Source organism: Actinomarinicola tropica, assembly GCF_009650215.1.
In the GTDB taxonomy this organism is placed as follows: domain Bacteria; phylum Actinomycetota; class Acidimicrobiia; order Acidimicrobiales; family SKKL01; genus Actinomarinicola; species Actinomarinicola tropica.
On record NZ_CP045851.1, the window covers coordinates 3,266,972 to 3,288,544 of the forward strand.

The window sequence follows — 21,573 nt, forward strand, 5'->3', positions numbered from 1 at the left end:
GCAGAACGTAGAGCCGAGCGCACCCGAGGTGGTGGATGGTGGCTCAGCCGCCGAGGGGGATGAGCGACGGTCCGTGGAACCGTCGCTTGTAGACCCCATCGGGGGTCCTCACCAGCAGCCGCTCGGCGACCAGCTCACGCCGCAGGGCGGCGACGTCGTCGTGGACCGCCCGCAGCTCGCGGTTGAGCTCGATCTCCGACCACGTCCGATCGGGGGCCAGGCGGGCGACGACCCGTTCGAGGACCTCGCGGCGGAGCCCCCGCTTGGTGGGCAGGGCCCGCAGGCGACCGTCGGCGTGGAAGTGGACGTCGAGCGGATCGCGCTGGTTCGAGTGGCGCTCCAGCCAGGCGAGCAGCTGGGCCCGCTCGACCCGCCACTCCCGCCCGATGCGGTAGCCCGGGATCTCCCCCGCCTGCAGCTTGCGCTGCACGACCTGGAGGTTCATCCGGAGGATCTCCGCCACCTCGGCGGCGGTGTGGAGCACGAGTGCGTCCGACATGGATGTGAGCGTACTCGGGCGTACTCAGGAGGACTCGGGAATATCGGGTCGGCCCACCATTGCGACCAGCTTCTTCGGGGCGAGCACGCAGTAGGACTCGGTCACCAGCTCCTGCACCTCGTCCCAGTCGGTGGCGTCGTCGAGCACCATGCCGAGGACGTCGCGCCCCCACCCCAGGCGGTAGAAGGGGTGGCCGACCTGCTGGAGGATCTGGAGCTCCTGGCCCTGCGAGCGGAAGGTGAGGACCACGTGGTGGCCACCCGCCCGGTCGACCCCGAGCACCTGCGCGAAGTTCCGCTGGCGGACCATCCACCGCGTGCCGGCCCACGCCGTCTCCTCGCGGGTCTCCGGCAGGCCGAGGCAGATCGGTCGCAGCGCCTCGACGTACTCCGCAGGCGGGTCCGAGTAGTCGCTCACCGCTGGTCGCCCGGACGCTCGGCTAGAGGTTCGAGAGCACCGTCACGACGGTGGTGAGGGTCCCGAGGACACCAATCGTGACGACCATGTTCGTGCGCATCGCCTGGTCGACGTAGGACCGCATGTTGGCGTCGGCGGTCTGGAACCGAGCATCGACCGCATCGAACCGCGCGTTCATCACCTGTTCCAGCCGATCGAAGCGATCGTCGACCTGAGCGAACCTCGCGTCGACCTGGGCGAAGCGGGCGTCGACCTGGGCGAAGCGGGCGTCGGATCGATCGTCCTGACGTGCCAGGTCGTCCTTGGTCGCGACGCTGGCCCAGCCGACGGGCGGTAGGTGCTCCATGAGCGTGCCGGCCTCCTCCGCCCCGAGAACCGCCTCGAGGCGTGGGTCGAGGATACCGGTCCGGAGATGGCGGTCGAGGTCCGGTCGGAGTGGTCAGCCCGACATCAGGTCGGCGAAGCTGCGGATGATGCTGTGGCCCGGGGCCTCCGCCGCCCGGCCCGACGGGGTGTACCAGGCCGTGCCGTAGCCGAGCTCCCGCGCCGCCTCGAGCACCCGGAGCCGGTCGTCGATGAGCAGGCAGTTCGGGGGGTTGACGCCCGAGATCCGGCGGAGGCCCTCGAACAGGGCGATCGACGGGAGCACGGCGCCGATGTCGGCGCTCACGACCCACGGGTCGACCAGGTCGTCGAGGCGGAAGGTGCGCCGGAGGTGCGCCGCCCACGACGCAGGGCCGTCGCCGACGTAGGCGACCGCGTATCCCCGCTCGCGGGCGCGCACGACGAACTCGCGCAGCCCGGGGGTGAGCGCGTAGCGGCCCAGCATCTCGGCATCGAGCTCGTCGGGGTCGCCGTCCACGCCGAGCTGCGCCCACAGCTCGGCACTGGAGAGCGCGCCCCTCGATGCCTCGACGTAGCGGTCGGCGATCTTCGGGTACTCGAGCGTCGAGCCCTTGGCGCGGGCGAAGGCGACCAGCTGGTCGACCTGGTCACGCACCCCGAACGTCGTGCCCGGCCCGCCGAGGACGACCATGTCGAGCGACACCGATGCCGGCGCCGGCGCCGCCGCCGACGACGTGTCGGCGTCCTCCTCGACGTCGGGGTCGACCGCCGCCGGCACCACGCGCACCGCGTCCGTGTCGTCGGCATCGGCATCGACATCGCCGACCGGCGCGTCCGTCGCCCCCGAACCGGCCTCGGCGACCCGCCGGCGCTCGGCCTTCGCCTCCCGGCGCCGCCGGCGACGGCGTCGCCACGAGATGACGAGCTTCACGAGCACCAGCAGGACGAGCAGGACGACGAGCAGCGCGGCGGCGCCGGCGAGGAGGAGCGGCTGCATGCGCCACATCTCCGAGGTGCTGAGCACCGGCACCGGCCCGTCGGCGGCGAGGTCGGTGGACCAGACCGCCACCTCGTCGGCGGGCTCGCCCTCGTCACCGGGGTCGCCGGGGAGGGTGACCTCCAGATCCAGGCCGACGAAGCTGCCGATCGGCGCGCCGAGCTCCTGCTCCAACGCCGTCAGGTCCTGGCCGAACGGGAGCCCGTCGAGAGCCGCCGCGACCTCGGGGTCGGCGAAGCTCTCGACCCCCGCGGTGCCGTCGAGGATCCCCTCGAACCGCATCTCGGTTCGGCCGAACGGTCGATCGACGGCGAGCCCCAGCTGGGCGTATGGCCCGGCCGGTCCCGACACCTCGCGCAGCACCGCGCCGAGCTCGGTCGGGTCGGCGAAGGGCTTGGAGGCGGCCAGCTCGAGCCCGCCGTCCTCCCGCTCGACGGGGTCGGCGACCGTCCATCCCGCCTCGACCAGGTCGTCGAGCTCGGGGTCCTCGATGCCTTCGGTGCGGGCCACCGCATCGGCGTCGAGCACGACGGTGACATCGACCGTGCCGCCGCCCTCCTCGTCGACGTCGACCGCGACGGTGACATCTGCCCGGCAGCCGGTCAGGACGAGGGCAGCCGCGACCAGGAGCAGGAGGAGGGATCGGCGCGAACGGGACATGAGGGCGAACCTACAGGGGTCGGACGCGACGGTGGCCCCGCCGGAGCAGGGCCACCGAACACGTTCTGGAGCGGTCGATCAGTCGGCGGGGCCGGTCTCGGCGAGCTCCACCGGCGGCGGCTCGAAGCCCTCCACCGTGCGGAAGACGATGCCGTCGCCCTCCTCCGGCTTCTCGGGGTCGACGCCGACGTCGACGACGACGGTCTCGCCGGCGTGGAACTCCTTCCACAGGAGCCGCTCCGACATCGGGTCCTCGATCAGGCGCTGGATGGCACGACGCAGGGGGCGGGCGCCGAGCGTGGCGTCGTAGCCCTTGTCGGCCAGGTGGACCTTGGCCTCCGGCGTGAGCTCCAGCCCGATGCCCTGGGCCTCGAGCTGGGTCTGCAGCCGGCGGATCATGAGGTCGACGATGTTGGTCACCTCGGCCTTGCTGAGCTCGTGGAACACGATCGTGTCGTCGATGCGGTTCAGGAACTCGGGCCGGAAGTGCTGCTTCAGCGCGTCGTTGACCTTCTCCTTCATGCGCTCGTAGGTGACCGCCTCGTCGGCCTTGGTGAAGCCGAGGTTGGCCTTGCGCAGGTCGGCGGTGCCGAGGTTGGAGGTCATGATCAGCACGGTGTTGCGGAAGTCGACCGACCGACCCTGGGAGTCGGTGAGGCGACCCTCTTCGAGGATCTGCAGCAGCGTGTTGAAGACGTCCGGGTGGGCCTTCTCGATCTCGTCGAAGAGGACGACCGAGAACGGCTTGCGGCGGACGGCCTCGGTGAGCTGGCCGCCCTCCTCGTAGCCGACGTAGCCCGGAGGCGATCCGACCAGGCGGCTGACGGTGTGCTTCTCCATGTACTCCGACATGTCGAGGCTGATCAGGCTCTGCTCGTCGCCGAAGAGGAACTCGGCGAGCGTCTTGGCCAGCTCGGTCTTGCCCACGCCCGAGGGGCCCAGGAAGATGAACGAGCCCGAGGGGCGCTTCGGGTCCTTGAGGCCGGCGCGGGTGCGGCGGATCGCCTGGGAGACGGCCTTGATGGCGTCCTCCTGGCCGATGACCCGCTTGTGCAGCTCGTCCTCCATGCGGAGGAGCTTGGCGGTCTCCTCCTCGGTGAGCTTGTACACCGGGATGCCGGTCCAGATGGAGAGGACCTCGGCGATGGCCTCCTCGTCGACCTCGTCGAAGAGGTCGACGCCGCTGGCCTTGATCTCGGCCTCCTTGGCCTCCTTCTGGCCGAGCAGGTCCTTCTCCTCGTCCCGCAGGCGACCGGCGGCCTCGAAGTCCTGGGACTCGACCGCTTCCTTCTTCTTGCGGGTGACCTCGGCGATCTTGTTCTCGAGGTCCTTGTAGTCGGCCGGGGTCTCCATCCGCCGGATGCGCAGGCGGGAACCGGCCTCGTCGATGAGGTCGATGGCCTTGTCCGGCAGGTGGCGGTCGGAGATGTACCGGTCGGCGAGGTTCGCCGCGGCGACGAGGGCCTGGTCGGTGATGGTGACCCGGTGGTGGGTCTCGTAGTGGCCGCGGAGGCCCTTCAGGATCTCGATCGTGTGGGAGACCGTCGGCTCCTCGACCTTGATCGGCTGGAAGCGGCGCTCGAGGGCAGCGTCCTTCTCGAGGTACTTGCGGTACTCCTCGAGCGTGGTGGCGCCGATCGTCTGGAGCTCGCCTCGTGCCAGCATCGGCTTGAGGATGCTGGCGGCGTCGATCGCCCCCTCGGCGGCACCCGCGCCGACGAGCGTGTGCAGCTCGTCGATGAACAGGATGATGTCGCCGCGGGTCTTGATCTCCTTCAGGACCTTCTTCAGACGCTCCTCGAAGTCGCCGCGGTAGCGGGAGCCCGCCACCAGTGCGCCGAGGTCGAGCGTGTAGAGCTGCTTGTTGTGCAGCGTCTCGGGGACGTCGTCGCGGGCGATGGCCTGGGCCAGGCCCTCGACGATGGCCGTCTTGCCGACACCGGGCTCGCCGATGAGCACCGGGTTGTTCTTGGTGCGCCGCGAGAGCACCTGCATGACGCGCTCGGCCTCGCGGGTGCGGCCGATGACCGGGTCGAGCTTCTTCTCCCGGGCGAGCTGGGTGAGGTTGCGACCGAACTGGTCGAGCACGAGCGAGCCGGAGGGGCTCTGCTCGCCGCTGCCACCTGCGGTGGCGCCGGCCTTCTCGCCGCCCTGGGGCTGGCCGCCCGGGCCGCTGTAGCCGGAGAGCAGCTGGATGACCTGCTGGCGGACCCGCGACAGGTCGGCGCCGAGCTTGACCAGCACCTGGGCGGCCACGCCCTCGCCCTCACGGATGAGGCCGAGGAGGATGTGCTCGGTGCCGATGTAGTTGTGGCCGAGCTGGAGCGCCTCGCGGAGCGACAGCTCGAGGACCTTCTTGGCCCGGGGGGTGAAGGGGATGTGGCCCGACGGCGAGGAGCCGCCCTGGCCGATGATCTCCTCGACCTGGCTGCGCACGGCCTCCAGGCTGATGCCGAGGGACTCGAGCGCCTTGGCGGCGACGCCCTCGCCCTCGTGGATCAGACCGAGGAGGATGTGCTCGGTGCCGATGTAGTTGTGGTTGAGCAGGCGTGCTTCTTCCTGCGCCAGCACCACCACTCGGCGGGCCCGGTCGGTGAATCGTTCGAACAAGGAAACTCCCTCCCACGATGGGGAATTCGTCCTTCGAGTGTAACCCCGGGTGGTCCGAACGCACGCCGGACCTGGCGGCCGTCGCCGACGACCTGGAGGGACGGAGGAGAGGTCCCCCGTTCTCCCCTCCGTCGGTCGCCGAGACCGGTTCGTGAGGTTCGGCGAGGCGCTCGTCGGTTGGGTCGACGCGCCGGTTTCCCCGTAGCCTCGGCGTCCGTGCCGGCCGCTCCGCTGCATCACAACACCTCCCTCCTCGCCGCCCTCACCGAGGTCGAGGACGCACTCACCTCCTCGGTGCAGACCGACGACGAGTTCCTCACCGAGGTCGCGAGCCACCTCATCGTCGCCGGCGGCAAGCGGGTCCGACCGCTGTTCTCGGTCGCCGCCGCCGCCGTCGAGCGCCCCCGCATCGGCGACGCCAGTCGGGAGTCGGTCCTGGGCGGCGTGTCGGTGGAGCTCGTCCACATCGGGTCGCTGTACCACGACGACGTGATGGACGAGGCGGTCATCCGCCGCACGGTCGACAGCGTGAACGCCCGCTGGGGCAACCTGCGGGCGATCCTCGCCGGGGACTTCCTCCTGGCCAGGGCATCGGAGATCGCGGCGTCGCTCGGCGTCGAGGTCGCCGGGCTGCTCGCCGCCACGATCGCCAAGCTGTGCGAGGGCCAGGTGCGCGAGCTGCAGTCGATGTTCGACGTGGGGCGCACCGAGGAGGCGTACCTCTCGTCGATCTCCGGGAAGACGGCCTCGTTGTTCGCGTCGGCGTGCCGGATCGGCGGCATCGTCGCCGACCTCGACCGCGACGCGATCGACGCCGTCACCGAGTTCGGCCAGCGCTACGGCATGGCGTTCCAGATGGTCGACGACGTGCTCGACCTCACCGCCACCGAGGAGCAGCTCGGCAAGCCGGCAGGCAACGACCTGGTCGAAGGCGTCTACACGCTGCCGGTCCTGCGGGCCCTCGAGCTCGACGGCGGCGAGGAGCTGCGCGACCTGCTCGGCCAGCCGCTCGAGCCCGCCCAGATCGATCGCGTGCGCGCCATCGCGCGCGTCAACGGCGGCATCGATGCCGCGCTCGCCGAGGCTCGCGCGCAGGTCGACGCGGCCGCTGTCGCGCTCGCGCCGTTCGAAGGCTCCGAGGCCGCCGCGGCGTTGGTCGGCGCCGCCGAGCACCTGCTCGAGTCGGTGCGGGCCATCGCTTCTCGCCACGGCTGATCCGCGCCGGATCCCACGCCCGACCCCACGGGTTGGGCGCGGTTGACGTCACCCACGCCGGATCCCGCGCCCGACCCCACAGGTTGGGCGCGCTTGACGTCACCCACGCCGGATCCCGCGCCCGACGGCGCAGGCTCGCGACATGCCGCCATCGCATACAAGTTGTAGACAAGTGATGTGGAGCCGTGGACGATCGTGCTCGTGGGCATCGGCGCGCTCACCACGTCCGCGCTCACCGCGGTGCTCGGCTTCGGCGGCGGGATGGTCCTGCTCGCCCTCCTCCTGATCTGGATCGACCCGCTCGTCGCCATCCCGCTCCACGCCGCGATCCAGGTGGTGTCCAACGGCACCCGGACGGTCATCCGCCGCCACGACGTCGACTGGCCGACAGCGGCGCGGGCGTCCGCGCTCCTCCTCCCCGCCGGCGCGCTGGCGATGCCCCTCGTCGTGCGTGCGCCGGCGGCCGCGCTCCAGGCTGCGATCGCGGTGACCGTGCTCGCCGCCACCTGGGTGCCCGAGCGGACCGGGCGTGAGCTGCCACCGCCCTCGCCCCGGGCGTGGCTCGGGATCGGTGCGGGGATCGGGGCGCTCAACGTCGTGGTCGGCGCGACTGGCCCGCTCCAGGCGCCGTTCTTCCGTGCTGCGGCGCCGGATCGACTCACCTTCGTCGGCACCTTCGCGGCCACCCAGGTCGCCGGCCACGCCGCGAAGATCGCGCTGTTCGGCGCGGCGGGCTTCGCACCCACCCGCTACGCCGCGGCCGCCGTCGTCGGCATCGCCGGGGTCGTGGCCGGCACCCACCTCGGCAGCCGTGCGCTCGACCGCATGCCCGAGGAGCGGTTCCGCTCGCTCTACCTCGCGGCGATCACCGCCGTCGCCGCCTACCTCCTCGTCGACGCCGTCCTCTAGAGGTCGCGCTCGTGGAGGATGTCCGTCACCGGGTCCACCGCGGGAGCCCGCACGACGTACCGCTCGAGGCCGAGCTCGTCCCGCCACCGCGCGAGCTGCTCGCGGATCTCGGCGACCGTGCCGATCCAGACGAAGGGGGCGGCGACGAGATCCTCCGCCGTCGCACCAGTGACCCCGCCGGCGAGCCGCTCCGCCGCTGCCTCGGCCTCATCGGTGACCTCGACGTGCTGGACGAGCGCCTCGAGTGCGACGCCCCGATCCGCCTCCCGCGCCGCGGTGCGCACCGTGTCGATCGTGCGGCGGATCGCCTCGGGGCTCCAGTCGACCTCGTGGCTGTGGCCGTCCGCGAGGGTGCGGCCGAGACCCGTCAACCCCACGACGTCCGCTCGCCCGGCGGCGAAGCGCAGCACTCGGTCGCCGGCGCCGCCGACGGTGAGCGGCACCCGCTCACGCACCACCGGCGGCCGGGCGAGGTGAGCATCGACGAGCGTGAAGTGGGGTCCGTGGTGGGTCACCGGATCACCGCCGAGGAGCGCCTGCGTCGCGTCGACGAGCTCGACCATCCGGTCGACGCGCTCACGTGCAGGCGGGTGCTCCCGGCCTGTGGTCGTCCACTCCGACGGGGTGTGCCCGGCACCGACTCCGAGCACGGCGCGACCTCCCGACACGTGGTCCAGCGTCGCGACCTCGCTCGCCAGCGGGAGCGGCTCCCAGACACCGGCGTTGAGCACGTAGGTGCCGAGCTCGATCCGCTCGGTGACGGCGGCCGCGGCGGCGAGCGCCACGAACGGCGCCATCCCGCTGCCGGGGTGGTCGCCGACGAGCAGCCCGGCGAAGCCAGCGTCCTCCACCGTCCTCGCCAGGTCGAGCCAGCCTGCCCGGTCCTGCGGGTCGGCCTGCACCGCCACACGGATCGCCATGGCCGCAGTCCACCACCCACCCCCGGACGTGACAACCGGTGCCGGCGACGCTCGCGTCCCGCGCCGAGATCAGACGAAGGGTGAGCCGGTCGGCGGCGGCTCGTCGATCGCACGGCGGCCCCGCCGCATCCGGCCGATCAGCAGCGGGACGACGGCGACCAGCACGAGCAGCACGGTGTGCCCGGCCCACAGGGCCAGGGTGGGCCGTAGCCATCCGACCTCGTCGAAGTCGCCGCGCTTGCCGACGCAGTAGAGGGTGAAGTTCATCGACGTCTCGCCGGGCCGCACGTTGTAGGTGTCCCGGACGACGTAGGCGTCCGGCCGGGCGTCGTCGCAGAAGAGCGGCGCGGTGAGCTTGGCCTCGCCCGGCCAGATCGCCATCGACACGACGATCGTCAGCATGAGCGAGCAGAAGAGCAGCACGCCGAGCAGGACGAGGGCCCAGATGCCGGGGCGGGGGCGGCGAGGGCTCACGATCGGGACGCCTCGACGAGCGATCCGTCGCCCCGGAAGCGGGCGCTGCCCCGGGCCCGGGCCGAGTCGACGGCGACGATCAGGTTCGCCTCGCCCTGCACCACGGTCGCGACGATCGACTCCACCGACGCCTGCTCGAGGTCCAGCGCGGCCACCGCGGCGTCGGCCAGGCCCTCGACGTCGTCGAGCGCCGTCAGCTCGCTCGACCGGAACGACTGGGCGTCAAGGTCGTCGCGCGCCGACACCTGCACCGGCTCGGCCTCGCCGAGCCCACCGCGGGCCCGGTACACGTAGCGGTCGAGGTTCTGTCGGGCCGCGGGGTCGCGCACGGTGAGGACCACCGACCGGTTGCCGGGGTTGATCGACAGCGACGTCATCTCCAGGTCGTCGGTGCCGACCCGGGTCTCGACGGCGGCGATGGCGTCGAGCGCCAGATCGGAGCTGACCCCGCCACCACGGGCGTCGACGAGGGCGTCGAAGTCCTCGCGGTCGGTGACGCCGACGCACGCCGACACCGCCAGCGCGAGGACGACCGCGCCGACGGCGCTCGCACCACCCCTCCACCGCCCGACGCTCCCGCGCACGGGCGGGGACGTTACTGCTGCTCGGGGCGCAGCGTGGGGAAGAGCACGACGTCGCGGATCGAGTGGACGTCGGCGAGCAGCATCACCAACCGGTCGATGCCGATGCCGAGCCCGCCCGTCGGCGGCAGGCCGTAGTCGAGCGCCCGCAGGTAGTCCTCGTCGACGACCATCGCCTCCTCGTCGCCAGCGGCCTTCGCGTCGGCCTGCGACTGCATGCGCGATCGCTGCTCGCCGGGGTCGGTGAGCTCGGAGAAGGCGTTGCCGAGCTCCCGCCCGGCCACGATCGCCTCGAAGCGCTCGGTGTAGCCGCGCCGCTCGCGGTGGTCGCGGCTGAGCGGCGACACCTCGGTCGGGTAGTCGGTGACGAACACCGGTCCCCACAGCTCGTGCTCGACGGTCTTCTCGTAGACCTCGAGCAGCAGCTTCCCGGTGCCCCACCCGTCCTTCCAGGGGATGTCGTAGCGCTCGCAGATGCCGCGCAGCTCCTCGAGCGGCGTGTCGACCGAGATCTCGAGGCCCGTGTGCTCGGTGATCAGCTCGTCGAGGGTGGCCCGACGCCACGGCACGCTGAGGTCGAGGTCGCGACCCTGGTAGCTGATCGACGTCGAGCCGCACAGCTCGGTGGCCAGGTGCGCCACGAGCTCCTCGGTGAGGGCCATGACGTCGGTGTAGTCGGCGTAGGCCTGGTAGAGCTCGAGCATCGTGAACTCGGGGTTGTGCCGGGTGGAGATGCCCTCGTTGCGGAAGACCCGCCCGATCTCGAAGACCCGCTCGAAGCCACCGACCGTGAGCCGCTTCAGGTACAGCTCGGGGGCGATGCGCAGGAAGAGGTCCTGGTCGAGCGCGTTGTGGTGCGTCGTGAACGGGGTGGCGAGGGCGCCGCCGGGGATCGGGTGGAGCACCGGCGTCTCGACCTCGATGAAGCCCCGGTCCTCGAGGAAGCGGCGCGTGAGCGACAGCAGCCGGCTGCGGAGGAGGAACGTCTGGCGCGCCTCCTCGGTCACCCACAGGTCGACGTAGCGCTGTCGGTAGCGGGTGTCGGTGTCGGTGATGCCGTGCCACTTGTCGGGGAACGGGCGGCGGGCCTCGGCGAGGAGCGTCCAGTCGTCGACCCGCACGGACAGCTCGCCGCGGCGGGTGGTCATGACGATGCCCCGGACGCCGATCCAGTCGCCGAGGGAGAGGTCGGCGAAGGCGTCGAAGTCCGGGGTGGTGGCCGACGGAGCGAAGAGCTGGACGCGGCCGGTCGAGTCCTGGAGCGTGCCGAAGCCGAGCTTGCCCTGGATGCGGCGGAGCATCAGCCGGCCAGCGATCGTCACGACGCGCTCGGTCTCGGTGCCCGGCTCGAGGTCGCCGTGGGCGGCGATCAGCTCGGCGGCCGAGGCGTCGGCGTCCCACCGGAACGGCTGGGGCTGGCCGTGGCCGCGCGCGGGGGTGGTCGGGTCGGTGCTGTCGGTCATCGCTCGGCGTTCTTGGCGTGGACGAGGCGGAGGCCGTGGAGCGTGATCCACGGCTCGATCTGCTCGATGGTGGCGGAGTACGGCGCGACGAGCGAGCTCAATCCGCCGGTGCCGATCACCTTGCAGTCGCCGAGCTCGTCGGCGATGCGGCGCACGAGGCCGTCGACCATCCCGGCGAAGCCGAAGATGGCGCCGGACTGGATGCACTCGACGGTGGTGCGGCCGATGACGTTGCGGGGCTCGACCAGCTCGACGGCCCGGAGCGCGGCGGTGCGGCTGAACAGGGCGTCGAGGCTGATGTTCACACCCGGGGCGATGACGCCGCCGATGTACTCGCCGCGCGCGGAGATGACGTCGCAGGTGGTGGCGGTGCCGAAGTCGACGACCACCGTCGGCCCGCCGAACAGGTGCCAGGCGCCGACCGAGTTGGCGATGCGGTCGGCGCCGACCTCGCGCGGGTTGTCGACGGCGACGGCCACACCGGTGCGGATGCCCGGCTCGATCACCACGGGCTCGACGCCGAAGTAGCGCTTGGTCATGGCCCGCAGGGTGGCCGTGGAGCGGGGGACGCCGGAGGAGATCGCGACGCCCTGGACCTCGTCGCGCAGGTGGGTGCCCCGGAACCCGAGGAACCCGCCGAGCAGCACGGCCAGCTCGTCGGGCGTGCGGTCGTGGTCGGTGCTGATCCGCCAGTGGTCGAGCAGTCCCTCGTCCGCAGTGGCGGCCTCGGTCGGATCGCTGCTGTCGTACAGGCCGATCACCGTGTTCGTGTTGCCGACGTCGATGGCGATCAGCATCAGGGCGCGCCCTCTCCGGGGGTGATGTCGAGCCCGATGTCGAGCACCGGGGCGGAGTTGGTGATGGCGCCGACGGAGATGCAGTCGGCGCCGATGCGACTGTAGGGACCGATCGTGTCGAGGGTGATCCCGCCGGAGATCTCGACCAGGCAGCGTGGGTCGGCGGCGCGCACGGTGGCGATGCAGGCCGCGGCCTCGTCGACCGACATGTTGTCGAGCAGCACGGCGTCGGCCCCCGCGGCGACCGCCTCCTCCACCTGGGCGGGCCGGTCGCACTCGACCTGCACGGTGCGGCCCGGCCACGCGGCCTTGGCCCGTGCGACGCCCTCGGCGATGCCGACCCCGACGAGGTGGTTGTCCTTCAGCATCACCCACTCCGACAGGTTCCCCCGGTGGTTGACGCAGCCGCCGGCGCGCACCGCCGCCTTCTCGAGGGAGCGGAGGCCCGGCGTCGTCTTGCGCGTGTCCCACACGTGGGTGGACGGGTCGGCGGCGGCCCGGAAGCGAGCGGCGAGCGTGGCGACGCCGCTGAGGTGGCCGAGCAGGTTGAGGGCGGTGCGTTCGGCGGTGAGCATCGAGGCGAGCGGTCCGGTGACCGTGCCGATGAGCGTGCCGGGTCCGACCTCGGAGCCGTCCGCCAGCTGCCAGTCGAGCACCAGCGCCGGATCGACCTGGTGGAACGTCTCGCTGACGCAGGCGCCGCCCGAGAGCCGCCCCTCGACGCGGGCGACGAACCGCCCCGTGGCCGTGCGTGACCGGTCGAGCAGCATCGAGGTGACGTCGCCCAGGGGCGTGAGGTCCTCGGCGAGCGCCCGCGCCACGACGGCACGGACCTCGCCGGCCGGGGGGTCGACGAAGGCGTCCATGAGGGGCACCAGCCTGCCGCATGGCCGGCGGCCGAGCCGCATCGGCCGACAGCTCCGGCTAGTTGAAGCCGCGATTGTCCTGCTTCAGGGCCGTGTCGACGCAGAGGGCGGAGGCCACGACCAGCTGGCGCATCGGATCGGCGAGCGGGCGGTGGATCTGCACCGCGTAGTTGTCCGCCGTGGTGAAGAGCGTCTTGGCCAGGCCCTCCCACGTCTTCGTGATCCGGGCGACCTCCTGGTCCTGGGCGTCGCGGATCGAGAAGTTCCACGCCCGCCAGTTCTCGGCGTTCAGCGACCCGATCGTCTGGCCGCCGGCCTCGAGCGAGAACCGGATCTTGCCGATGGCGTTCTGCTGGACGATCTCGCCGATCGGCGTGCCGGCCCCGTCGGCCACCTGGAGGCGCGACTTCACCAGCTTGCGGGGTCGGGTCAGCACGAGGACCACCGCGCCCGAGGCGTCGGTCACCTCGAGGGTGTGGGTCATGAACTGGTCGACGCTCGACACGAGGCGCAGCGCCTTCTTCATCGCCGACTGGCCCACCTGGCGCACCGTGCCAACCTGCTGGCCGCCCTGGTCGAACACCGAGTACTCGTTGGTGAGCTCGATGAGCTTGAGCTTCTGGCTCACCACCAGCACCGGCAGGTCGAGGATGTGCCCCGCGGGAGCGGCACCCTGCACCGGTGCCGGACCCGCCGACGTGGTGCCGGCCGGTGCCGCGGCGTCGACGGCGTCGGTCGACGTCACGCCGCCGTCCGAGACGTGCTCGGTCCAGCGCTGGCCGTCCCACCAGCGCAGCTCGTGGCGTCCGTGGGGGTCGGGGTGCCAGGCACCCGTGGCGTGGTCGTTCGTCTCGGTCACGGCGGGGCACGCTAGCCCCCGAGCACGAACCTCACGAGGAGCGCGTCGTCGGGCTCGGGCGCGTCGCTGCGGGTGTGGCAGCCACGGCTCTCCTCGCGTGCCAGCGCCGCCTCGACCAGCGCGGCGCCCGCCTCGATCAGGTTGCGCAGCTCGAGGTGCGCGGTGGAACCGGGACCGGAGCGGGTGAGGCGTGACGCCAGCGAGGACAGGGCGCTGGCGGCGGCCGTCAGGGACGCGACGTCGCGCACCACCCCCGCGTTGCGGGTCATGACGGCCTGGACCTCGTCGCGGAGCGTGGCGGCGTCGGACGGGTGCTCGGTGCTCGGCGTGGGGATGTCGATCGGCAGGACGGGACGCTCCAGGCGCCGACCGGGAAGGCCCTGCGCCTGGTCGTCGGGTCCGGACCCCTCCGGGGCGATCAGGGCGCGCATCGCGCCGGTGGGTCGGGGCCCGTCGCGGCCGGCCTCGATCGCCTCGATGCACCGGAAGCCGAAGACCATGCCGTCGAGCAGCGAGTTCGACGCCAGCCGGTTCGCCCCGTGCACGCCGCTCGCGGCCACCTCCCCCGCGGCCCACAGGCCGGGCAGGGACGCCGCGCCGTCGAGGTCGGTGAGGACGCCGCCGCAGTGGTAGTGGGCGGCCGGAGCGATCGGCAACAGGTCGGCACCGGGGTCGAGGCCGGCGGCGGCGAGGGCGGTCGTGATCGTCGGGAACCGCTCGGCGAAGCGCTCGAGGTGCCGGGCGTCGAGGTAGCAGTGGTCGACGCCCAGCTCGAGCATCCGGCTCATCATCGCCTTCGACACCTGGTCGCGCGGCAGGAGCTCGTCGACGAACCGCTCGCCGCGCACGTCCCGGATGAGCGCGCCGTGCCCGCGGAGCGCCTCGGACAGGAGCGGCCGGGGCATCGACGGGTGGTGCAGCGCCGTCGGGTGGAACTGGACGAACTCGACGTCGGCCACCGCGACGCCAGAGCGGAGCGCCATCGCCACCCCGTCGGCCGTCGCCTCGGGCGGGTTGGTCGTGACCGAGAAGAGCTGACCGGAGCCACCCGTCGCGAGCAGCACGTGCTCGGCCCGGACCTCGACGAGGGTGCCGTCGGGTTCGAGGGCGAGCACCCCACGGCACCGCCCACCCTCGACGACGAGGTCGACGGCGTAGGTGTGCTCGTGGAGGAGCGTGGCGGTGGCACGCACCGCCTCGACCAGCGCCCGCTCGACCTCGACCCCGGTCGCGGCGCCGCCGGCGTGGAGGATGCGCGGGAGCGAGTGGCCTCCCTCGCGAGCGAGCAGGTACTGACCGGACTCGTCGAGGTCGAACGCCGCGCCGAAGGAGATGAGCTCGTTGACCCGAGACGGCCCCTCCTCCACGAGGACCCGCACGGCGTCGACGTCGCAGAGCCCGGCGCCGGCCGCCAGCGTGTCGGCGAGGTGGAGGTCGGTCGAGTCGGGGTCGCCGCCGAGCACCGCCGCCACGCCGCCCTGCGCCCACCTGGTCGCGGTCTGGGTGAGCTCACCCTTGGTGACGATGCCGACGCGCATGCCGTGGGTGCCGGCGGCCCGGACGGCCGCGGAGAGCCCGGCGACGCCGCTGCCGACGACGAGCAGGTCGAGGTGGGTGTCGAGCGAGGAGTCGGGCACGGCTGCCGGTCTAGTCGGCGGCGGCCGGGACGGTGGCGCCGATGTTGTCGATCAGCCGCGGCTGACCGATCCGGGCGGCGCCGACGAGGCGCACCGCGCGCCCGCGGTGGGCCTCGAACGACTGCAGGCTCTCGAGGCTCGTCGGATCGACGACGTCGAGGTAGTCGACCTCGGCCAGGGGCTCCGCGGCGAGGACCGCGTGCATGGCGGCACGAGCCTCGTCGGGCGACGAGCCGCCGGCGATCGCCTCGGCCCCCGCAGCGAGCGCCCGGTGGAGGGCCGGGGCGGCTGTGCGGTGCGCGTCGTCGAGGTACGCGTTGCGGCTCGACATCGCGAGCCCGTCGTCCTCGCGCACCGTCGGCTCGGCGACGACCTCGACCGGGAAGGACAGGTCAGCCGCCATCCGCCGGACCACCGCGACCTGCTGGAAGTCCTTCTCGCCGAAGTAGGCACGGCACGGACCGACGATGTTGAAGAGCTTGGCGACGACGGTGGCCACCCCCGCGAAGTGGGTGGGACGGCTCTCGCCCTCCAGCGGGGCCGACACGCCGGCCACGCTGACCGTGGTGGCGACCGGCTCCGGGTACATCTCCTCGACGCCGGGGACGAACAGGACGGTCGCCCCGGCGTCGGCCGCGAGCTGCCGATCGCGGTCGAGGTCGCGCGGGTAGGCGTCGAGGTCCTCGTGCGGCGCGAACTGGAGCGGGTTGACGAAGATGGACACCACCACGTCGTCGGCGTCCCGGGCCGCCGCCCGCACGAGCGAGGCGTGGCCCTCGTGGAGGTAGCCCATCGTCGGGACGAAGCCCACGGACCGCCCTCGGGCCCGGGCCGCGTCGAGGTGGGCCCGCAGCTCGGCGACGGTCGTCAGCTCGATCACCGCGCGCCCGTCCCACGCCCCGCGACCAGGCGGCGGGCCTGGTCGGCCAGCGCGTCGTAGGCCGCCAGCTCGTCAGCGGGCAGCGCGGCGCGGTGGCGCTCCACCGTGGCCTCGTCCCCGCGGGCGATCGGCCCGGTGAGGGCGGCGACCGGGCCGAGCAGCGCGACGTTGTCGACCGTCGCCCGCACCAGGTCGAGGTACGCCTCGAGCGGGACGCCCGCCGTGGCAGCGACCCGCTCGACCTGGCCGAGCAGGGCGACGAGATGGTTCGAGGCGATCGCCGCGGCCGCGTGGTAGGCGGCTCGGTCCTCGTCGTCGATCGTGACGGCGCGGGCGCCGAGGTCGGCGATCGTCCGATCGACCTGGCGACGGGCGCTGTCGGTGCTCGCCGCCACGCCGAACCACGCGCCACGCATCCGTCGGGCCCCGGTGTGGGCGTCGGGGATGGGCACGAGCGGGTGGATGCAGGCCCGGTGGGCGTGCGAGCCGAGCACGTCGAGCCCGAGGGAGCCGGCCATGTGCGCGACGAGGGCCCCGGGCGTCGGCTGGATGGCCGCCGCGACCTCGGCGATGGCGCCGTCGGGCGTGGCGATGACCAGCAGGTCGGGGCCGATGGCCACGTGGGTGAGGTCGTCGCCCCGCCGCACCGGCTCGTCGACGTCCCACCCGGCGCCGGCCAGCGCCAGGGCGAGCGCACCCCCGGCGCGCCCGGGGCCGATGATGCGAACGGTCGGCACGTGATCCCTCCGATCCGGCCCGCGGCGGTGCCGGTCGAGGGCGACGCTACCGGTCCGCTCCGCGTCGACGCACGCCCCCGGACGGCGCCCGGCCGACCACGGAGCGCAGGACGTGACGACGGAGGGCGCCCGTGGGATGCTGCCGTGATGCGCGGGCAACGCACCACGGACGAGGGGATCAGCCCGTTCCGGATGGGCCTGCACGTCGTCCGCGCCGGCGCGGCCGTCGTGCTCGTCTTCGTCGTCGCGCGCGCCGCCTACTACCCCATCTGGGCCGCCGGCGCGAGCCGCGAGCAGCTCGACGCGTCGTGGGGCGGGCCGAACCCCTTCGGCGCCACGCTCGCCCACTGGCTGGTCGCCGCGCTCATCGGCGCCGTCTGCCTGGGCCTGGTCGCCGTGAGCACCCGTCTCCTCCGCCGCCGCACCTGACCCTCCTCCCCGCCGGCGTCCGCCACTCCAGCGCCGCTGCCTTGGGTCCGATGCGCGTGCCAGAGCACGCGGATCGGACCCAGCGGCAAGGGGTGGGGCGGTCACGCCGCGCCACGGCGCCAGCCGCGCAGGATCAGCACCTCCGCGATGTCGTCGACGGCCTCATCCAGCCGCTGCTCGATGTCGAGGCGGGTGATGCGCATCGGCGCCCACCCGAGCAAGAGCAGCTTGCGGTCGCGACGCCTGTCGCAAGCGGACGCGACCTCGCCGTCATGCCACAGCGGGTGGTCCACCTCGACCGCGACCCGGTGGTGGGGCCACGCCAGGTCGATCGCGATGGGTGACCCGTCGCCCAGGCGGAACGGCATGTTCACGAACGGCTGGGGCAGGCCAGCCGCGGCCACCGCCGCACGGACGTCGATCTCTAGCCGCGAGCGGGCCACGCCCCGCAGCCCGTCCCTCGACATCAGCACCGCGTCGAACTGATCCGACCCCGGTCGACGCGGGTGTCGCAGCCGGGCCTGGGTGGCCATCAGCGTGCCGATCGTGCAGCGCCGCTCGGCGAGCGCCTGCTCCACGGCGCTCGCCACCGCGTCGGCCGGGCACACGGCGGCGCTGTCGAAGAGCGTCCGCGGCGGGCTGGTCAGCCGGACCCCGTCGGCTCGCCGCCCCGCCAGATCGACGGCGTCGATGCGTCGACAGCGGTGGAACGCGATGCCAGGGACCTCCGGCGTCCGTGCGTGTGGCACGAGGACGTGGATCCGAGGATCGGACATCTCCCGGAACCCCCACTCCTGAGCTGCGGTCGTGAACCCGATCGCCGCGTCGGGGTAGTGCTGGCAGACGGCGGTCATCAGCTGGAGCCGGCCGGGCGAGACGTCAGCGGAGACGTAGGTGCCCGGCCACAGCGGGACCAGTCGGCCGGTCCGCAGCTCGTGGTCGATGCTCGACCGACCGAAGCCGAGCTCGGACATCCGGACCCGAGTGATGACACCGTGGTGGGCACGCAACCACTCGTGCAGCGCAGCGCGTCGTGGATCGGGCACGAGGCCTCCTCACGTCGAGGGTCGACGGGGAAGCCGTGGCGCACGCTAGAGCCGAGCGTCCGCAGAGTCGAGACCCCTTCTCGCCGGCGCCGGCCCGTCCTCGGGTCCGATCCGCGTGCCAGAGCACGCGGATCGGACCCGACCCCCGGGCGAGCGCAACCCTGGGTCCGATGCGCGTGCCAGAGCACGCGGATCGGACCCGACCCCCGGGCGAGCGCAACCCTGGGTCCGATGCGCGTGCCAGAGCACGCGGATCGGACCCATGCCGCGGTCGAGAGGAGGCTCTCGGCGGCGCGCGGACGGTCAGAGGGGGGCGACGGGCTCGACGCGGTCGGTGGGGTCGACGCGCCAGCGGAGCCCCGCGAGGTCGGGGGCGAGGTCGAGGAGCGGCACCTGCACGAAGCGGCGCTCGAGCATGCGCGGGTGGGGGACGACGAGGTCGGGCTCGTCGACCGACTCGCCGTCGATCCAGAGGACGTCCACGTCGAGCGTGCGCGGGCCCCACCGCTCCAGGCGCACGCGCTCGGCGGCGGCCTCGAGGCGGGCGCTGACCCCCAGCAGCTCACGGGCGCTCAGATCGGTGGCCAGCTCGACCACGAGGTTCAGGTAGGGCCCCTGCTCGTCCGGACCCCCGACCGGGCCCGTCTCGTAGACCGGGGACACCCCGACCAGGTCGGGCATCGAGGCGACCGCGTCCCGGAGGTACCCCCGCCGATCGCCGAGGTTCGATCCGAGTGCGAGGAACGCCCGGCGCGTCATCCGCCCCGGCGCCGCAGGATGCGGACCGCCGACGTCGTCAGCTCGAACGGCACCGGCGGTCGGACCTTGCGGACGACGACCTCGACGGCGTCGACGCGCTCGTCGTCGAGCACGGCGGCGGCGATGACCTCGGCGATCCGCTCGATGAGCACGAAGCGGCCCTCGGTGACGATGTCGACGGCCGTCTGGCCGAGCGCCCCGTAGTCGACCGTCTGGTCGAGGCGATCCGACCCCCCGGCCGGGGCGAGGTCGAGGTGCACGTCGAGGTCGATCTCGAAGGGCTGCGCCCGCTCCTGCTCCTCGGGCAGGGCGCCGCAGATCCCGACCGCTCGGAGGCCGCGCAGCTCGATGCGGTCGCTCACGGTCCGGTCAGTCCTCCGCCTCGCGGAGCTCCTCGGCGAGGGCGACCAGCTCCCTCCCGTCGGGGCCGAGCTGGCGGCTGGCGAGCTGCTCGATGGCGGTGATCGTCGCCGGCCCGCTCGGCAGGAGGCCCGACCAGCGCAGGTAGCCGGCGACGGCGCCGCAGACCCGGTCGCCCAGCTCCTCGCCGTGCACGAGCACCTTGCCGGTGCCGGCCGTCAGCGAGCGCAGCTGCGGGTAGAGCACGCCCAGCACCTTGGCGGCGTCGTCGTGGGGCTGCAGGGGGCAGTGCACCCACTCGACCCCGAGCTCGTCGTAGTTGTGGAGGTTGTGGGGGGCACCGATCAGCGAGACGACCTTCGTGAAGCCCTGCTCGCGGATCCAGATGATCTCCTCCTGGCGGCGGACCTTCCGGTGGTTGGAGCCGTAGCCCCCCGGGCGCTCGCAGATGGCGAGCTTGTCCTTGATCACCCAGGCGAAGTGACGGGGGGTGATGCCCTGCGCCCACTTTCCCTTCGTCGCCATCGCTCGCGTCGCCTCCGTTCGCTTCGGGGTGGTCAACCGGCCACGACGGTCACCGCGTGGACAGATGCTCGCACGTCGTGCACCCGCACCATCCTCGCACCCTTCGCCACCGCCCACGCCACCGTGGCCACGGACGCGTCCACCCGGTCCTCGACCGGCGCCGGGCCCGACGCCGCCACGGGGCGCGCGTCGAGCGCCACGCCCGGTCGGCACGCGGCGGCCCCGTGGGCCCGTCCGCGGCGGTCCGACTCCCCGGTCAGGTGGCCGAGGAACGCCTTGCGGCTCGTGCCGACGAGCACGGGGTGCCCGGTGGCGACCAGTCGGTCGAGCCCCGCGAGGAGCGTCAGGTTCTGCTCCCTGGTCTTGGCGAACCCGATGCCCGGGTCGATCCAGACCTCGGGCACACCCGCGGCCCGCGCCCGGTCGGCGGCGGCGACCAGGTGGTCGGTGACCTCGCCCAGCACGTCGTCGTAGTCGGTGAGGGTCTGCATGGTCGCCGGGGTGCCGCGGCTGTGCATGGCGACCCACCCGACGCCGAGCTCCGCCGCCACGTCGAGCAGCCCGCCCCCCACGTCGTTGACGAGCGTCGCCCCGGCGTCGACGGCCGCACGGGCGACCGCCGGCTTGACGGTGTCGATCGAGACTCGGACGTGGGGCGCGAGGGCGGCGACCACGGGGATCGACCGTTCGAGCTCGGTGGCCTCGTCCACCGGGTCGGCGCCGGGGCGGGTGGACTCGCCGCCGACGTCGACGAGGTCGGCGCCCTCGGCGACGAGCTGGAGGCCGTGCTCGATCGCCGCCTGCTGGTCGAGGAACCGCCCGCCGTCGGAGAAGGAGTCCGGCGTGACGTTGACGATCCCCATCACGAGCGGCCGGTCGGACATGGGCGGGAGGCTACCGGTGGTCATGCGAGCGGCTCGACGGCGCGGAGGAGCGCGGCGAGCTCCTCGGCATCGGCGGCAACAGCCGACGCGCCCGCCGCATCGAGCTCGTCGCGGGTGCCGAAGCCCCACAGCACGCCGATGCCGACGAGGCCGTGGGGGCGGGCGGCGTCGATGTCGTGGTGACGGTCGCCCACCATCACGGTGCCGGCGCGGTCGAGTGCACCGTGGTCGTCGAGGTGGTCGAGCGCCCGCCGGAGCGTCTCGGTCTTCGGCTCCGCCTCGGTGAGGTCGGGTCCGACGACCACCGCCAGCTCGTGCAGCAGGCCCAGGGCCTCGAGGATCGGCACGGCGAAGCGCTGGGGCTTCGACGTGACGACGCCGACGCGCTCGCCGTCCGCGACGAGGCGGCGGACGAGCTCGGCGACGCCCGGGTAGGCCACCGCCCGCTCGACCGACATCGCGGCGTAGCGCGATCGGTAGGCGAGCACGAGGTCGTCGACGAGCTCGGGCGGACGTCCGTGCCGGGCGAGGACGCCGGCCAGCGACACCTGCAGCGGCGGGCCGACGTGCTCTCGGAGGCGCTCGGGGGTGAGAGCGGGCAGGTCGTGCTCGGCGAAGGCGGCGTCGAGGCAGACCCTGATGGGCTCGGTCGAGTCGACGATGCAGCCGTCGAGGTCGAAGAGGAGCGCGCGGCGTGCCCCCAC

The 21,573-nt window shown here is 73.0% G+C and carries 24 protein-coding genes; 3 read left to right on the forward strand and 21 right to left on the reverse strand.

Annotated features, from left to right (window positions below):
• Positions 1-43: 43 nt before the first annotated feature.
• The 5 genes from GH723_RS15980 to GH723_RS16000 form a co-directional block, all read right to left on the reverse strand.
• The gene (locus GH723_RS15980; RefSeq protein WP_153760583.1) at positions 44-499 is read right to left on the reverse strand and encodes a DUF2087 domain-containing protein; all 456 of its coding nucleotides are present in this window, start codon (positions 497-499) and stop codon (positions 44-46) included.
• A 24-nt stretch (positions 500-523) separates the two neighbouring features.
• Positions 524-916: an MmcQ/YjbR family DNA-binding protein gene (locus GH723_RS15985; protein WP_153760584.1), complete on the reverse strand. Its 393-nt coding sequence runs from the start codon at positions 914-916 to the stop codon at positions 524-526.
• Positions 917-938: 22 nt separating this feature from the next.
• A complete protein-coding gene (locus GH723_RS15990) occupies positions 939-1,262 on the reverse strand; it encodes a hypothetical protein (RefSeq protein ID WP_153760585.1) in 324 nt (107 codons plus the stop codon).
• A 93-nt stretch (positions 1,263-1,355) separates the two neighbouring features.
• The gene (locus GH723_RS15995) at positions 1,356-2,918 is read right to left on the reverse strand and encodes an HAD family hydrolase (protein WP_153760586.1); all 1,563 of its coding nucleotides are present in this window, start codon (positions 2,916-2,918) and stop codon (positions 1,356-1,358) included.
• 78 nt (positions 2,919-2,996) lie between these two features.
• Positions 2,997-5,528 carry an ATP-dependent Clp protease ATP-binding subunit gene (locus tag GH723_RS16000; RefSeq protein WP_153760587.1) on the reverse strand — a complete coding sequence of 844 codons (2,532 nt, stop codon included), beginning with the start codon at positions 5,526-5,528 and terminating at the stop codon, positions 2,997-2,999.
• A gap of 216 nt (positions 5,529-5,744) precedes the next feature.
• On the opposite strand from GH723_RS16000, the gene GH723_RS16005 reads away from it, so the two are divergent.
• On the forward strand, positions 5,745-6,743 hold the full coding sequence (locus GH723_RS16005; protein ID WP_195210370.1) for a polyprenyl synthetase family protein: 999 nt from the start codon (positions 5,745-5,747) through the stop codon (positions 6,741-6,743).
• Positions 6,744-6,920: 177 nt separating this feature from the next.
• Positions 6,921-7,652, forward strand: coding sequence for a sulfite exporter TauE/SafE family protein (locus tag GH723_RS16010; RefSeq protein WP_153760589.1), 732 nt, complete (start codon positions 6,921-6,923; stop codon positions 7,650-7,652).
• On the opposite strand, the gene GH723_RS16015 is transcribed toward GH723_RS16010, so the two are convergent.
• The 10 genes from GH723_RS16015 to GH723_RS16060 form a co-directional block, all read right to left on the reverse strand.
• Positions 7,649-8,572, reverse strand: coding sequence for a TIGR03621 family F420-dependent LLM class oxidoreductase (locus GH723_RS16015; protein ID WP_153760590.1), 924 nt, complete (start codon positions 8,570-8,572; stop codon positions 7,649-7,651). The two genes, GH723_RS16010 and GH723_RS16015, sit on opposite strands and share 4 nt — an antisense overlap.
• Positions 8,573-8,641: 69 nt before the next feature.
• On the reverse strand, positions 8,642-9,046 hold the full coding sequence (locus tag GH723_RS16020; RefSeq protein WP_153760591.1) for a hypothetical protein: 405 nt from the start codon (positions 9,044-9,046) through the stop codon (positions 8,642-8,644).
• Positions 9,043-9,630 (reverse strand): hypothetical protein, encoded by a 588-nt coding sequence (locus GH723_RS16025; RefSeq protein WP_153760592.1) that lies wholly within the window; start codon positions 9,628-9,630, stop codon positions 9,043-9,045. The genes GH723_RS16020 and GH723_RS16025 overlap by 4 nt, the downstream gene beginning before the upstream one ends.
• Positions 9,631-9,641: 11 nt before the next feature.
• Positions 9,642-11,090 carry a lysine--tRNA ligase gene (lysS, locus tag GH723_RS16030; RefSeq protein WP_153760593.1) on the reverse strand — a complete coding sequence of 483 codons (1,449 nt, stop codon included), beginning with the start codon at positions 11,088-11,090 and terminating at the stop codon, positions 9,642-9,644.
• Positions 11,087-11,887, reverse strand: coding sequence for a type III pantothenate kinase (locus GH723_RS16035; RefSeq protein WP_153760594.1), 801 nt, complete (start codon positions 11,885-11,887; stop codon positions 11,087-11,089). Before GH723_RS16035 ends, lysS begins: the two co-directional genes overlap by 4 nt.
• Positions 11,887-12,753: a carboxylating nicotinate-nucleotide diphosphorylase gene (gene nadC, locus GH723_RS16040; protein WP_195210371.1), complete on the reverse strand. Its 867-nt coding sequence runs from the start codon at positions 12,751-12,753 to the stop codon at positions 11,887-11,889. Before nadC ends, GH723_RS16035 begins: the two co-directional genes overlap by 1 nt.
• Positions 12,754-12,811: 58 nt before the next feature.
• Positions 12,812-13,612: a phospholipid scramblase-related protein gene (locus GH723_RS16045; RefSeq protein ID WP_153760596.1), complete on the reverse strand. Its 801-nt coding sequence runs from the start codon at positions 13,610-13,612 to the stop codon at positions 12,812-12,814.
• An 11-nt stretch (positions 13,613-13,623) separates the two neighbouring features.
• A complete protein-coding gene (locus tag GH723_RS16050) occupies positions 13,624-15,249 on the reverse strand; it encodes an L-aspartate oxidase (RefSeq protein WP_153760597.1) in 1,626 nt (541 codons plus the stop codon).
• A 10-nt stretch (positions 15,250-15,259) separates the two neighbouring features.
• Positions 15,260-16,129, reverse strand: coding sequence for a pantoate--beta-alanine ligase (gene panC, locus GH723_RS16055; protein ID WP_153760598.1), 870 nt, complete (start codon positions 16,127-16,129; stop codon positions 15,260-15,262).
• A complete protein-coding gene (locus GH723_RS16060; RefSeq protein ID WP_153760599.1) occupies positions 16,126-16,866 on the reverse strand; it encodes a DUF2520 domain-containing protein in 741 nt (246 codons plus the stop codon). Before GH723_RS16060 ends, panC begins: the two co-directional genes overlap by 4 nt.
• Positions 16,867-17,013: 147 nt before the next feature.
• Between GH723_RS16060 and GH723_RS16065 the strand changes: the two genes are divergently transcribed.
• A complete protein-coding gene (locus GH723_RS16065; protein WP_153760600.1) occupies positions 17,014-17,295 on the forward strand; it encodes a hypothetical protein in 282 nt (93 codons plus the stop codon).
• 101 nt (positions 17,296-17,396) lie between these two features.
• Here the strand turns inward: GH723_RS16065 and GH723_RS16070 are convergent, their stop codons facing one another.
• The 6 genes from GH723_RS16070 to GH723_RS16095 form a co-directional block, all read right to left on the reverse strand.
• Complete coding sequence (locus tag GH723_RS16070) at positions 17,397-18,341, reverse strand: type IV toxin-antitoxin system AbiEi family antitoxin (RefSeq protein ID WP_153760601.1); 945 nt, start codon at positions 18,339-18,341, stop codon at positions 17,397-17,399.
• A gap of 303 nt (positions 18,342-18,644) precedes the next feature.
• Complete coding sequence (gene folK, locus GH723_RS16075; RefSeq protein WP_153760602.1) at positions 18,645-19,100, reverse strand: 2-amino-4-hydroxy-6-hydroxymethyldihydropteridine diphosphokinase; 456 nt, start codon at positions 19,098-19,100, stop codon at positions 18,645-18,647.
• A complete protein-coding gene (gene folB, locus GH723_RS16080; RefSeq protein ID WP_153760603.1) occupies positions 19,097-19,462 on the reverse strand; it encodes a dihydroneopterin aldolase in 366 nt (121 codons plus the stop codon). The genes folK and folB overlap by 4 nt, the downstream gene beginning before the upstream one ends.
• A 7-nt stretch (positions 19,463-19,469) precedes the next feature.
• The gene (locus GH723_RS16085; protein ID WP_153760604.1) at positions 19,470-19,985 is read right to left on the reverse strand and encodes a protein-tyrosine phosphatase family protein; all 516 of its coding nucleotides are present in this window, start codon (positions 19,983-19,985) and stop codon (positions 19,470-19,472) included.
• A gap of 32 nt (positions 19,986-20,017) precedes the next feature.
• Positions 20,018-20,869: a dihydropteroate synthase gene (gene folP, locus GH723_RS16090; protein WP_153760605.1), complete on the reverse strand. Its 852-nt coding sequence runs from the start codon at positions 20,867-20,869 to the stop codon at positions 20,018-20,020.
• A gap of 20 nt (positions 20,870-20,889) precedes the next feature.
• Positions 20,890-21,573, reverse strand: coding sequence for an HAD family hydrolase (locus tag GH723_RS16095; protein WP_195210372.1), 684 nt, complete (start codon positions 21,571-21,573; stop codon positions 20,890-20,892).

What these genes read in the sequence shown, in the direction of transcription:
- GH723_RS15980 (WP_153760583.1), bottom strand. Translation starts at nt 499, where the DNA reads ATGTCGGACGCACTCGTGCTCCACACCGCCGCCGAGGTGGCGGAGATC.
- GH723_RS15990 (WP_153760585.1), bottom strand. Translation starts at nt 1,262, where the DNA reads ATGGAGCACCTACCGCCCGTCGGCTGGGCCAGCGTCGCGACCAAGGAC.
- GH723_RS15995 (WP_153760586.1), bottom strand. Translation starts at nt 2,918, where the DNA reads ATGTCCCGTTCGCGCCGATCCCTCCTCCTGCTCCTGGTCGCGGCTGCC.
- GH723_RS16015 (WP_153760590.1), bottom strand. Translation starts at nt 8,572, where the DNA reads ATGGCGATCCGTGTGGCGGTGCAGGCCGACCCGCAGGACCGGGCAGGC.
- lysS (WP_153760593.1), bottom strand. Translation starts at nt 11,090, where the DNA reads ATGACCGACAGCACCGACCCGACCACCCCCGCGCGCGGCCACGGCCAG.
- GH723_RS16035 (WP_153760594.1), bottom strand. Translation starts at nt 11,887, where the DNA reads ATGCTGATCGCCATCGACGTCGGCAACACGAACACGGTGATCGGCCTG.
- nadC (WP_195210371.1), bottom strand. Translation starts at nt 12,753, where the DNA reads ATGGACGCCTTCGTCGACCCCCCGGCCGGCGAGGTCCGTGCCGTCGTG.
- GH723_RS16065 (WP_153760600.1), top strand. Translation starts at nt 17,014, where the DNA reads ATGCGCGGGCAACGCACCACGGACGAGGGGATCAGCCCGTTCCGGATG.
- folK (WP_153760602.1), bottom strand. Translation starts at nt 19,100, where the DNA reads ATGACGCGCCGGGCGTTCCTCGCACTCGGATCGAACCTCGGCGATCGG.
- GH723_RS16085 (WP_153760604.1), bottom strand. Translation starts at nt 19,985, where the DNA reads ATGGCGACGAAGGGAAAGTGGGCGCAGGGCATCACCCCCCGTCACTTC.
- folP (WP_153760605.1), bottom strand. Translation starts at nt 20,869, where the DNA reads ATGTCCGACCGGCCGCTCGTGATGGGGATCGTCAACGTCACGCCGGAC.